Source organism: Paraburkholderia phenoliruptrix, assembly GCF_047325075.1.
Classification (GTDB): domain Bacteria; phylum Pseudomonadota; class Gammaproteobacteria; order Burkholderiales; family Burkholderiaceae; genus Paraburkholderia; species Paraburkholderia phenoliruptrix.
The window spans coordinates 1,191,566-1,203,787 of record NZ_CP168530.1; the positions used below are offsets into that span (position 1 = coordinate 1,191,566).

Here is a 12,222-nt window from a genome sequence, read left to right on the forward strand (position 1 = left end):
AGCATGGCCATAATGCGGATTCCCGGCCGTTGAAAGCCTTTTGCAAATCGACTCACGCCCTCCACGACGATGAAAGAAGAATCGCCGAAAGCCATTATTTATGCGCTCGCCGCCAACCTCGGCATTGCCGTCTGCAAGTTTGCCGCCGCTTCGTTCACCGGTTCCGGCTCGATGTTTGCCGAAGCCATCCACTCCACCGCCGACTGCGGTAATCAATTGCTGCTGCTGTTCGGTCTGCGTCAGGCGCGCCGGCCGGCAAGCCCGTTGCATCCGATGGGCGGCGGCCGCGAGATCAACTTCTATTCGCTGCTGGTGGCGTTGCTGCTGTTTTTCGTGGGCGGCGCGTTTTCCGTCTACGAAGGCGTGCATCGGTTGATCGCGCGCGAGCCGTTGCAATATGCCTATGTCGCGCTTGTCGTGCTGGGCGTTTCGGTGGTGCTCGAATCGCTTTCGCTGTGGGGGGCGGTGAAGGAAATCCGCCGCGTGCATCCGGACAAAAGCATGTGGCGCTGGTTCAGGGAAACGCGCGAGTCCGAACTGCTGGTGGTGGCCGGCGAAGACATTGCGGCCCTGATGGGGCTCGCCATGGCCTTCACAGCCGTGCTGCTGACGCTCGTGACCGGCAATCCTGTCTACGACGCGTTGGGCTCGATCGCGGTCGGTTTGCTGCTCATGGTGATTGCGTGGCTGGTGGCGCGCGAGGTGAAGTCGATGATCGTCGGCGAATCGGCCAGCCCAGAGGTGCGCCGCGCCATTGAAGCGCACTTGCGTGCACGCAGCGAAATTCGCAGCATCATCAATATGATTACGCTGCAATGGGGACGCCATGTGGTGGTGGCGGTGCAGGCCGAAATGATCGACTACGCAAGCGGCCGCGCGATGGTCGACGCGATCAATATCATCGAGGCGGATCTGCAGGCCGCGTTTCCGCAAGTGCGCTGGGTGTTTTTCGAACCGGACGTGCCGCGCGTCTGACGGTCTTTTTCCGGTGCATGCCGCTCGCGCGGCGCTTCGCGCGCGTGGCGGCGCTCACGCGTCGTCTGGTGGACAATAATTTCGTCGCATCTATACTTCTTCCGGCTTGAAGCGGCTCTCTCCCCAACTGCATGACAAGCAAAAGGAAGATCACGATGCTGACTCGCACATTCGGCGCGCTTTCCGTTATTGCACTCGCGGCATGCGCAGCCTTTACTTCCGGACCCGCCAGCGCGGACGACAGCGACGGGTTCTCGCACGACGACGGTGCTTCCCGCGGGCGGCCCGTCAAGGTCATGATCATCTCGATGTTCGGTCCCGAGGGCCAGGTCTGGCTCGATAATCTCGGGCCGTGGCGCGATATTCCAGTGGACGGCCTGTCGCCCGATTATCCCGCGGTGCATTGCAACCGCCAGGACGTGTGCGTGATGACGACCGGCATGGGGCACAGCAATGCCGCGGCGTCCATCATGGCGTTGACGTTCTCGCCGCGTTTCGATTTGCGGCATACCTATTTCATGGTGGCGGGCATTGCCGGCATCGACCCGCAGCAGGGCACGGTCGGTTCGGCGGCGTGGGCGAAGTATCTTGTCGATTTCGGTATTCAATGGGAAATCGACGGGCGCGAAATTCCGGCCGGCTGGAACACCGGCTACCTCGGGATCAACACGAAAAGCCCCACGGAAAAGCCGCCGCTCGATTACCGGACCGAAGTATTCCAGCTGAATACGCAGCTTGCCGATACCGCATTCGCGTTATCGCGCAACGTGGTGCTGTCCGACAATGCGCAGGCGCAGGCGGCGCGCGCCAAATATTCGTACGCGCCGGCCAACCGGCCGCCCACTGTCATTCAATGCGATACGCTCGCCGGCGACACTTGGTGGTCGGGCACGTTGCTCGGGCAACGCGCGCGCGACTGGACAAAGATCCTGACCGACGGCAAGGGCGTTTATTGCACGACGCAGCAGGAAGACAACGCCACCTATGAAGCACTCAAGCGCGCGGCTTCCGTCCACAAGGTGGATTTGAACCGCGTGGCCGTCTTGCGCGCGGGCTCGGATTTCGACCGCCCTTATGACGGTCAGACGAGCGCCGACAATCTGTTGAATTACGCCGCCCAAGGCGGCTTTACGATTGCGCTGGAGAACCTCTATCGCTCGGGCAATCCGCTCGTGCAGGACATTGTCACGCACTGGAGCGAATGGCGCGAAGGCGTTCCGAAACGTTAAAAGACGCATTGCAAAGGGCCGCTACATGCGGCCCTTGTTGCAAGTGCGCTTCGCATTAGCGTTGCGGTGCGCGATACGGTGTCCAGACGGCGGCGTCTGTATCCCAGTGGTCGAGTTCCGATGGTGTCATGATGTACTCCTTTTCCGATGTGTCTGTCACGTCCGCCGCGCGCAAGGTTCCGATTGTAATTTGCTACGGAACCCTAACCAAAGCGGCGCATTAATCTCGAAGGCAAAGTTATTGCCCGTTGGCGACGCGCGTCACCTCGCCGTTCGCACCCTCTTGCAGCGCGATGCGTGCAGCCTGCGTCTGTCCGATGAGGCCTTTGTTCGGGTACGTCGTGCGATTAAGAGAGGGCAGCGAACCGTCACGATAGGCCGCGACCAGTTCGGCCTGCACTTCCGCACGCGTTTTTCCGCTGGCCGTCGCGGCAGGTTGGGTCTGATAACTGCCGGCGTGGCCGATGCCATTGCTTTGTGCGAATACCGGTGCGCTCGCGAGCAGCGAGAGAGCAAGACCTGCGAGAAGATTGCGTTTCATGATTCACTCCTGTCGATTCGTTTGCAGCACGAGCGGTGCTGCGACAGGGTGAAATGTAGACTTCGGGCGCGCGCCGATAAATTGCGGTTTCGCGAAATGAATTGTCGCAATTCCAGAACAATCGCCCGGAGAGCCTGATAAACACAGGCACAAAGAACAACCGCGGCATTGGCGCCGCGGTTGGAATTCACTGTTTCACTATTTGCACTTCAACTGAGTTAACTCATAGGTCCCATCACGCGACCCACTCTGACATGACGGGTGTGTCGAGTGCGGGAGAGGATTCGAGTTCTTCGAATGTGCGCTTCGAGCAGGCAGTGTCAAGCGTGCCGCGGCCGCTCAGCAATGGGCAGCGGTCGAATACTTCGGCAATCCAGTCTACGAAAACACGGACTTTAGGCGACAGATGCCGACTGTGCGGATAGACTGCCGAAATAGGCATTGGCAAGGGCTTTAACTCGGGCAGTACTTCAACGAGCTGGCCGGAACGCAAATGCGGCAGCACCATGAACAGCGCCGGCTGAATCAGGCCAAAACCTTCCAGCCCGCAGGTCACGTAGGCATCGGCGTCGTTCACCGACACGATGCTCTTCATTTTTACTTCAACCTCTTTACCATCAACCAGGAATGCCCAATCGATCGTGCGTCCCGTGCGACTCGAGAAGTAATTGACTGCTTTGTGATTATCCAGGTCCTCGAGCGAAGTCGGCATGCCGGCCCGCTGAATGTATTCGGGAGCCGCGCACGTCACGCCTTCAAAAAGGCCAATGCGTCGCGCTACCAATGAGGAATCCTGCAGCGCGCCGACGCGCACCACGCAATCCACGCCTTCCTGCAGCAGGTCGACCGGCCGGTCGGACAAGCCGAGCTGCAGATCGATGTCCGGATAGCGCTTATGGAATTCACATAGCTGCGGAATCACCAGCAAGCGGCCAATCGAGCCGGGCATGTCGATGCGCAGCTTGCCGTGCGGCTTTTTATTGCCGCTCTGAAAACTGGCCTCGGTCTCTTCCACGTCCGCGAGGATGCGCACGCAGCGTTCGTAGTACGCCGCGCCGTCCGGCGTGAGCGACAGGCGCCGCGTGGTGCGGTGCATGAGCCGCGTACCGAGGAACGCTTCGAGGTTCTGAATGATGGTGGTAACCGAGGCACGCGGCAGATCGAGCGTTTCAGCCGCGCGGGTAAAGCTGTTGGTGTCGACGACACGCGTGAACACTTGCATGGCCTGAAGCCGGTCCATTGCAAACCTCCAGAAGGGGCAGGCGTACTGAGCAGGATTCGAATCCACCGGGCAATCGGATTGATTGTTCAGAGGCGCCGAATTGTGTTGCCGGATTATAGGCATTTATTTACGAGTCTGCCGAACCCACAATTCGCACCATTGAAGTTCTTTGCGCATTGCGCGGCTCGACATGGATGCATTCAAACCGCCGTACTCTTTTGTGCCCGCCGGCGTTGCGCCGGCCGAGGCCGACAGCACGGCACTGGAAGTCACGGACGTACAGATAGAAGGACACGCACAGGACATCACATTGCGTTTGTACCGGCAGCCGAAGAAAACCGCACTGCCGGTATTGATTTATTTTCACGGCGGCGGCTTTACGAAGGGGTCGATCGAGCAGGCCGATTTTGCGTCGCGCTATTTCGCGGAGCATTTACCTGCATTGGTGGTGTCGGTGGGTTACTCGCTCGCGCCGGCGTTTCCTTTTCCGGCCGCGCCGGAAGACGCGCACCGCGCGGCGCTGTGGGTGCAGACGCGGGCGCGTGCATTTGGCGGCAATAGCAGGAAAGTTGGCGTGGCCGGCCACGATGCGGGCGGCCAGTTGGCCAATTGCCTTGCCTTTATCGCGCGCGATCGCGGCGACGTGCAGATCGCCGCCCAGGCGTTGTTCGGGCCGATGCTGGATCCGAGTCTCACGCGCCTTGGCGATGAAAAGCGCCTCGGCTCGGACATCACGGCAAGAGAATGCGCGGCCTGTTATCGCGCGTATCTGCCGCAGGCGTCGCAACGCATGCATCCGTATGCGGCGCCGCTCGAATCGTCGCGGCTCGCGGGCCTGCCGGCCACGCTGATCGCGACGGCGCAAAACGACGTGCTGCACGTCGAGGCGGAGAAGTACGCGAGCAGCCTCATCGACGCGGGTGTGCTGACCCAGGTGGTCCGCTATCCGGCGGTCTCGCATGCGGCGCTCGCCGATCATCCGCCCGCCTTGCAGGAGGCAGTGCGATTTTTTCAGTGGCGCTTCGATGCGCGCGCCCATCGGTAAATGCGGCGCTGAACCAGCGCTGAACCAGAAACGAGCAGAACTTTAATTAACAATACCGGGAGCTACACATGACCATCCTTCCTCTTTCCCGTCGCCGCGTGGCGGTTGCCGCGCTCGCCGTGATCGTCCTTGCCGGCCTCGGCACCTTCGGCGCTATTCGCGTGGACGCAAGCTCGCCTGCCGCGCCGACCATCGTGCCTGAAGTGGATGTCGCCACGGTGGTGCAAAAGACGATTACCGACTGGCAAAGTTATTCCGGCCGTCTCGAAGCGGTGGAAAAAGTGGACGTCCGTCCGCAGGTGTCCGGCACGATCGTGTCCGTCAACTTCAAGGACGGCGCGCTCGTGAAGAAGGGCGACACGCTGTTCGTGATCGACCCGCGTCCGTACGCGGCTGAAGTGGACCGTGCCGAAGCGCAGCTCGCGGCCGCGCAGGCGCGTACCGGCTACACGCAAAGCGACTGGGAGCGCGCGCAACGCCTGATCGCCGACAACGCCATCGCCAAGCGCGACTACGACGAGAAGCAGAACGCCGCGCGCGAAGCGAGCGCGAACCTGAAGGCCGCGCAAGCCGCGCTCGAAACCGCGCGCATCAATCTCGGCTACACGAAGATCGTGGCGCCCGTGTCGGGCCGCGTGTCGCGCGCCGAGATCACGGTGGGTAACGTGGTGTCGGCGGGTGCAGGTTCGGCGCCGCTTACCACCCTCGTGTCGGTTTCGCCGATCTACGCATCGTTCGACGCCGACGAACAAACGTATCTGCAGTATCTGCGTCGCGCGAAAGACGGCAGCAAGGTGCCGGTCGAACTCGGTCTCGCCGATGAAGCCGGCTACTCGCGCAGCGGCACCATCGAGTCGGTGGACAACCGTCTGGATACGTCATCGGGCACCATCCGGGTGCGCGCGCGTTTCGACAACCAGGACGGCACGCTCATTCCTGGCCTCTATGCCCGCGTGAAAGTGGGCGGCAGCGAACCGCATCCCGCGCTCCTGATCGACGACGCCGCCGTGGGCACCGACCAGGACAAGAAGTTCGTACTGGTGGTCGACCACAACAATCATGTCGCCTACCGCGAGATCTCGGTGGGCGACATGCAGGGCAATCTGCGCGTCGTGAAGAGCGGCCTGAAAGCGGGCGACCGCATCGTCGTCAACGGCGTTCAGCGCGTGCGGCCGGGCGACGCGGTGCGCGCGCACATGGTGCCCATGACGACCGATCAGGACCCGAACAGCGCGTCGCTCGCGCAGGCGCGCGCCAAAGCGGACAAGAACTCGTGAGCGTTGCCGGCGCGCCATTGAGTGCGCGGCGCATGTTCCAACCGCTTGCTCCAAACATCAAGAGCTTCCAATGAACATATCCAAATTCTTCATCGACAGGCCGATCTTCGCGGGCGTGCTATCGGTATTGGTGCTGCTGGCGGGCGTGATTTCGCTCTTCAAGCTGCCGATTTCCGAGTACCCCGAAGTGGTGCCGCCGTCGGTCGTGGTGCACGCGCAATATCCGGGCGCCAATCCGAAAGTGATCGCGGAAGCGGTCGCTTCGCCGCTCGAAGAGCAGATCAACGGCGTCGAGAACATGCTGTACATGCAGTCGCAGGCCAATAGCGACGGCAATCTCACGCTGACGGTGACCTTCAAGCTCGGCACCAACCCGGACCTCGCCACGCAGCTCGTGCAGAACCGCGTGAACCAGGCGCTGCCGCGTCTGCCGGAAGACGTGCAACGGCTCGGTGTGACGACCATCAAGAGCTCGCCGACGCTCACCATGGTGGTCCACCTGATCTCGCCGAACGATCGTTACGACATGACGTATCTGCGCAACTACGCGCTGCTGAACGTGAAGGATCGTCTCGCGCGTATTCAGGGCGTGGGCCAGGTGCAGTTGTGGGGTTCGGGCGACTACGCGATGCGTGTGTGGCTCGATCCGCAGAAGGTCGCGCAACGCGGTCTGACGGCGACCGAAGTGGTTAATGCCATTCGCGAGCAGAACATCCAGGTGGCAGCCGGTGTGATCGGCGCATCGCCTTCGGTGCCGGGCACGCAGTTGCAGTTGTCGGTGAATGCGCGCGGCCGTTTGAGGACGGAAGGCGAATTCGGCAACATCATCGTGAAGACTGCGCCCGACGGCGGCGTGACGTATCTGCGCGACATCGCGCGCATTGAACTCGCGGCGTCGGAATACGGCCTGCGTTCGCTGCTCGACAACAAGCCGGCGGTTGCGCTCGCCATCAACCAGGCGCCCGGCGCCAACTCGCTCGCGATTTCCGACGAAGTCCGCTCGGCGATGAAGGAGCTCGCGCAGGACATGCCCGCGGGCGTCGAATACCGCATCGTCTATGACCCGACGCAGTTCGTGCGTTCGAGCATCGAGGCGGTCGTGCATACGCTGCTCGAAGCCATCGCGCTGGTGGTGATCGTCGTGATCGTGTTCCTGCAGACGTGGCGCGCGTCGATCATTCCGTTGATCGCGGTGCCTGTGTCGATTGTGGGGACGTTCTCGCTGCTGCTCGCGTTCGGTTTCTCGATCAATGCGCTGTCGCTGTTCGGCATGGTGCTGGCCATCGGGATCGTGGTGGACGATGCGATCGTCGTGGTGGAGAACGTCGAGCGGAACATCGAAAACGGGCTGAGTGCGCGCGATGCAACGTATAAGGCGATGCAGGAAGTGAGCGGGCCGATTATCGCCATTGCGCTCACGCTCGTCGCCGTGTTCGTGCCGCTCGCGTTCATGACGGGTCTCACCGGCCAGTTCTACAAGCAGTTCGCGATGACCATCGCGATCTCCACGGTGATCTCGGCGTTCAATTCGCTGACGCTGTCGCCGGCATTGTCCGCCATGCTGCTGCGCAGCCACGGCGCGAAGGAAGACTTCTTGACGCGTGTGATGAACCGCGTGCTGGGCCGCTTTTTCAAGGGCTTCAACAAGGTGTTCCATCGCGGCTCGGAGGGCTATGGCCGCGGCGTGACGGGCGTGCTGCGCCGCAAGGGCGCGATGCTCGCGGTGTACGCCATTCTTGTCGGCGCAACCGTGTTGCTGGCGCGCATCGTGCCGGGCGGCTTCGTGCCCGCGCAGGACAAGGAGTATCTGATTGCGTTCGCGCAACTGCCGAACGGCGCGTCGCTCGATCGCACGGAAAAGGTCATCCGCGACATGAGCGCGATTGCGCTGAAGCAGAAGGGCGTGGAAAGCGCGGTGGCGTTCCCCGGCTTGTCGGTGAACGGCTTCACCAACAGTTCCAGCGCGGGCATCGTGTTCGTCACGCTCAAGCCGTTCAAGGAGCGCGGCGACCGCAAGCTCTCGGCGGGCGCGATTGCGGGCGCGTTGAATCAGCAGTATGGCGCGATCAAGGACTCGTTCGTCGCGGTGTTCCCGCCGCCGCCGGTGCTCGGTCTCGGTACGCTCGGCGGCTTCAAGATGCAATTGGAGGATCACGGCGCGCTCGGTTACGCGGAATTGAACAAGGCTGCGGAAGCATTCGTGAAGAAAGCGGCGCAAACGCCTGAACTTGGCCCGACCTTCTCGAGCTACCAGATCAACGTGCCGCAGCTGAACGTGGATCTCGATCGCGTGAAGGCCAAGCAGCTCGGCGTGCCGGTCACCGACGTCTTCAACACGATGCAGATCTACCTCGGCTCGCTGTATGTGAACGACTTCAACCGCTTTGGCCGCGTGTATCAGGTGCGGGTGCAGGCGGATGCGCCGTTCCGTCAACGCGCCGACGACATCCTGCAACTGAAGACGCGCAATTCCGCTGGCGACATGGTGCCGTTGTCGTCGCTCGTCACGGTCACGCCGACGTATGGTCCCGAGATGGTGGTGCGTTACAACGGCTATACAGCGGCCGACATTAACGGTGGACCGGCGCCGGGCTACTCGTCGGGCCAGGCGCAGGCTGCGGCCGAGCGCGTGGCGGCGCAGGTGCTGCCGCGCGGCGTGAAGCTCGAATGGACCGACCTGACGTATCAGCAGATTCTCGCCGGCAATGCGGGCCTGTGGGTGTTCCCGATCAGCGTGCTGCTCGTGTTCCTCGTGCTGGCCGCGCTGTATGAAAGCCTGACGTTGCCGCTCGCCGTGATCCTGATCGTGCCGATGAGCGTGCTGTCCGCGCTGGCGGGCGTGTGGCTCACCGGCGGCGACAACAACATCTTCACGCAAATCGGCTTGATGGTGCTGGTGGGGCTGTCCGCGAAGAACGCGATTCTGATCGTCGAGTTTGCTCGCGAGCTGGAGCACGACGGGCACACGCCGCTCTCGGCAGCGATTGAAGCAAGCCGCTTGCGCCTGCGGCCGATTCTGATGACGTCGATCGCATTCATCATGGGTGTCGTGCCGCTCGTACTGTCGACCGGCGCCGGTTCGGAAATGCGTCATGCAATGGGTGTCGCGGTGTTCTTCGGCATGCTGGGCGTGACCCTGTTCGGGCTCATGTTGACGCCGGTGTTCTATGTGGTGCTGCGTACGTTGGCAGGCGGGACGATTCATGTCGCGCAAAAGGACGCGCCGCGTATTGGCGCGCCGGTCACGGACGCCTGAGGAGAGAACAACAATGAAACGCTTTGAGATTTTGAGTGGATGGGGCCGTGCGGCAGCCAGCGGTTTGCTGCTTGCGCTCGTCGCCGCGTGCTCGGTGGAGCCTACCTACAAGCGTCCTGAAGTGGATACGCCGGCCGCGTTCAAGGAAGCGCCGGCAGCGGCTTCGGGCGCGTCGGCTGGCGCGGCGGGGGCGGCTCCTTCGGCTCAGGACACCGGCACGTGGAAGACCGCGCAACCCGCCGACGACGCGCATCGCGGGCAATGGTGGAAGATTTTCGGCGACCCGCAACTCGACGCGCTGGAAGAGCAGGCGGCCGCTGCGAATCAGGACCTGAAGGCGGCAGCCGCGCGCGTGCAGCAGGCGCGTGCGGTGACGCGGGCAGCCAGGTCGGACTGGTTCCCCAAGTTCGACGCGGGCTTCGGCCCGACCCGCGAACGCGCGTCGGCGGCCTCGCAATTGCAGCCGGATAGCGTGGGCGGCACGACCGGCACCATCTGGCGCGCACAGGTGGGCGCGTCGTATGAAGCGGATCTGTTCGGACGGGTCGGTTCGAACGTGAACGCGTCGCGCGCTGACGAGCAGCAAAGCGAAGCGCTGTTCCGCTCGGTGCAGTTGTCGTTGCAGGCCGACGTCGCGCAAAACTATTTCCAGTTGCGCGAGCTCGACGCCGACCAGGACCTGTATCGCCGCACGGTGGCGCTGCGTGAGGATACGCTGAAGCTCATCGAGCGTCGTTTCAAGGAAGGCGATATCAGCGAGCTCGATGTGTCGCGTGCCCGCAATGAACTCGCGAGCGCGCGCGCCGATGCCGTCGGCGTCGCACGTCAGCGCGCGGCGTCGGAACACAGTCTCGCGATTCTGCTCGGCAAGCCGCCCGCGGAGTTCTCGTTCGCCGAAGCGCCGCTCACGCCGGTCACGGTGCGGGTGCCGCCGGGTTTGCCTTCGGCGCTCCTCGAACGCAGGCCTGACGTATCGGCAGCCGAGCGCGCAATGGCGGCGGCGAATGCGCGCGTGGGTCTCGCGAAGTCGGCGTTCTTCCCGAAGCTCGACATTACCGGCGCATTCGGTTATGAATCGGCGACCCTGGGCGATCTCTTCATGTGGTCGAGCCGCGCGTTTATTCTCGGACCGTTGGCCGGAACCGCGTTGACCGTGCCGATCTTCGACGGCGGCCGGCGCAAGGCGAATCTCGCGCAGGCTCGCGCGCGCTACGACGAAGACGTCGCGCAATATCGTCAGCAGGTCCTCGTGGCGTTCCGCGAAGTCGAGGACAACCTGGCCGATCTGCGTCTGCTCGACGACCAGATGCGCGAGCAGAACAACGCGGTGCAGGCGTCGCAGCGCGCCGCGCGGCTGTCGCGCACGCAGTACACGGAGGGCGCCGTGAGCTACCTGGACGTGATCGACGGCGAGCGGCAGGTACTGAGCACGCAGTTGCAGGCGAGCCACTTGCAGGGCACGCAGGCAGTCGCCACCGTCAACCTGATTCGCGCGCTCGGCGGCGGCTGGGGCGATATGCCGGCGTCGGATACGGCGGTGGGTTCGGCGGCTCCGGGTTCCCCGGCGGCAGCGCCTGCTTCTGCGGCGGCGTCTGCCGAACAGGTGGCAAAGCGCTAAACGCTGCTATCGCCGCATAGAGTGTGGAAGCACAACCGGATCGCGCCTGAAGCGCGGTCCGGTTTTTTTATGCGGCAAATCTTTTTTCACGCTTTCCTTTGAACAATCCCTTCGTAGACCCGCCGGCACCGTGGCCTCTATGATGATTCGCACTTTGGCACAGGCCGTCGATCAGGCCCGCCGCGAACCTCATCACGTTTCCCATAAGAGTCCACCATGCGCATTGTTCTTTCTCACGCGCGGCGCTTTTTCCGTGCGCCGGCGTTCGCGCTTTTCAGCGCCTTCGCTCTAGCACTCGCCTTGCCCGCCGTGCCGGCACTGGCAGCGGATGCGCCCACGCTGAAGATCGGCACAGCCACGAGCCCGCAAATCGAGGCACTCAAGATCGCGGTGCGCGAGGCGAAAGAGCAGGGACTGGATGTGAAGGTGATCGAATTCACCGACTGGAATACGCCGAACGCCGCGCTCGCGAACAAGGACATCGACGTCAATTACTTCCAGCACATTCCGTTTCTCGAGAACGCGAAGAAGCAGGGCGGCTATAACTTTGTCGCCATCGCGCCGGGTACGATCATGAAGATCGGTCTGTACTCGAAGAAGATCAAACGCTTTGACGAGCTGAAAGACGGCGCGACCGTGGCGATCGCAAACGATCCCGTGAATGGCGGGCGCGGTTTGTTGCTGTTGCAACGAGCAGGTTTGATCAAGCTGACGCCGGGCATCGACTATCGCGCGACCACGCTCGACATTACCGATAACCCGAAGCATCTGAAGATCATTCAGCTGGAAGCCTCGCAGCTTGCACGTTCGCTTGACGACGTCGACCTTGCGCAAGGCTACCCGAGCTTCATCAAACTCGCGGGCACGACGGATCCGAATAGCGCACTGCTGTTCGACGGCCTGGAGAACAAAAACTATGCGATCCAATGGGTGGTGCGCCCCGAAAGCGTGAACGATCCGCGTATCCGCAAGTTCATCTCGATCTATCAGCATTCGCCGGCCGTGCGCGCGGCGCTCGACAAGGCATTCGGCAATCTCTACGCAGTCGCGTGGTAAGCG

9 protein-coding genes are annotated in these 12,222 nt (G+C 62.5%); 7 read left to right on the forward strand and 2 right to left on the reverse strand.

The features are described 5' to 3' along the window. The first annotated feature begins 69 nt into the window (after window positions 1-69). Both ACEN8U_RS05300 and ACEN8U_RS05305 read left to right on the forward strand, forming a co-directional pair. Window positions 70-975: a cation diffusion facilitator family transporter gene (locus tag ACEN8U_RS05300; RefSeq protein WP_310108379.1), complete on the forward strand. Its 906-nt coding sequence runs from the start codon at window positions 70-72 to the stop codon at window positions 973-975. A 155-nt stretch (window positions 976-1,130) separates the two neighbouring features. Beyond that, window positions 1,131-2,204, forward strand: a complete 1,074-nt coding sequence (locus ACEN8U_RS05305; RefSeq protein ID WP_310108377.1) for a purine nucleoside permease — start codon at window positions 1,131-1,133, stop codon at window positions 2,202-2,204. 238 nt (window positions 2,205-2,442) lie between these two features. Here ACEN8U_RS05305 and ACEN8U_RS05310 read toward each other — a convergent pair whose 3' ends face one another. Beyond that, on the reverse strand, window positions 2,443-2,745 hold the full coding sequence (locus tag ACEN8U_RS05310) for a DUF4148 domain-containing protein (protein ID WP_028360725.1): 303 nt from the start codon (window positions 2,743-2,745) through the stop codon (window positions 2,443-2,445). A 235-nt stretch (window positions 2,746-2,980) separates the two neighbouring features. Then, window positions 2,981-3,985, reverse strand: coding sequence for a LysR family transcriptional regulator (locus tag ACEN8U_RS05315; RefSeq protein WP_310108375.1), 1,005 nt, complete (start codon window positions 3,983-3,985; stop codon window positions 2,981-2,983). Window positions 3,986-4,157: 172 nt separating this feature from the next. On the opposite strand from ACEN8U_RS05315, the gene ACEN8U_RS05320 reads away from it, so the two are divergent. The 5 genes from ACEN8U_RS05320 (at window position 4,158) to ACEN8U_RS05340 (ending at window position 12,219) form a co-directional block, all read left to right on the forward strand. Further along, window positions 4,158-5,012, forward strand: coding sequence for an alpha/beta hydrolase (locus ACEN8U_RS05320; protein ID WP_035480341.1), 855 nt, complete (start codon window positions 4,158-4,160; stop codon window positions 5,010-5,012). 68 nt (window positions 5,013-5,080) lie between these two features. Beyond that, complete coding sequence (locus tag ACEN8U_RS05325; RefSeq protein ID WP_310108373.1) at window positions 5,081-6,289, forward strand: efflux RND transporter periplasmic adaptor subunit; 1,209 nt, start codon at window positions 5,081-5,083, stop codon at window positions 6,287-6,289. Window positions 6,290-6,359: 70 nt separating this feature from the next. Next, window positions 6,360-9,545 carry an efflux RND transporter permease subunit gene (locus ACEN8U_RS05330; protein ID WP_013590648.1) on the forward strand — a complete coding sequence of 1,062 codons (3,186 nt, stop codon included), beginning with the start codon at window positions 6,360-6,362 and terminating at the stop codon, window positions 9,543-9,545. Between the two features lie 13 nt (window positions 9,546-9,558). Continuing rightward, window positions 9,559-11,163 (forward strand): efflux transporter outer membrane subunit, encoded by a 1,605-nt coding sequence (locus ACEN8U_RS05335; RefSeq protein WP_014972174.1) that lies wholly within the window; start codon window positions 9,559-9,561, stop codon window positions 11,161-11,163. 216 nt (window positions 11,164-11,379) lie between these two features. Next, entirely contained in the window at window positions 11,380-12,219 is an 840-nt protein-coding gene (locus ACEN8U_RS05340; protein ID WP_013590646.1) for a MetQ/NlpA family ABC transporter substrate-binding protein, read from the forward strand. Window positions 12,220-12,222 lie beyond the last annotated feature (3 nt).

Bases quoted from the DNA above. Each gene is read 5' to 3' on its own strand.
- ACEN8U_RS05300 (WP_310108379.1), top strand. From the start codon at position 70: ATGAAAGAAGAATCGCCGAAAGCCATTATTTATGCGCTCGCCGCCAAC.
- ACEN8U_RS05305 (WP_310108377.1), top strand. From the start codon at position 1,131: ATGCTGACTCGCACATTCGGCGCGCTTTCCGTTATTGCACTCGCGGCA.
- ACEN8U_RS05310 (WP_028360725.1), bottom strand. From the start codon at position 2,745: ATGAAACGCAATCTTCTCGCAGGTCTTGCTCTCTCGCTGCTCGCGAGC.
- ACEN8U_RS05315 (WP_310108375.1), bottom strand. From the start codon at position 3,985: ATGGACCGGCTTCAGGCCATGCAAGTGTTCACGCGTGTCGTCGACACC.
- ACEN8U_RS05320 (WP_035480341.1), top strand. From the start codon at position 4,158: ATGGATGCATTCAAACCGCCGTACTCTTTTGTGCCCGCCGGCGTTGCG.
- ACEN8U_RS05325 (WP_310108373.1), top strand. From the start codon at position 5,081: ATGACCATCCTTCCTCTTTCCCGTCGCCGCGTGGCGGTTGCCGCGCTC.
- ACEN8U_RS05330 (WP_013590648.1), top strand. From the start codon at position 6,360: ATGAACATATCCAAATTCTTCATCGACAGGCCGATCTTCGCGGGCGTG.
- ACEN8U_RS05335 (WP_014972174.1), top strand. From the start codon at position 9,559: ATGAAACGCTTTGAGATTTTGAGTGGATGGGGCCGTGCGGCAGCCAGC.
- ACEN8U_RS05340 (WP_013590646.1), top strand. From the start codon at position 11,380: ATGCGCATTGTTCTTTCTCACGCGCGGCGCTTTTTCCGTGCGCCGGCG.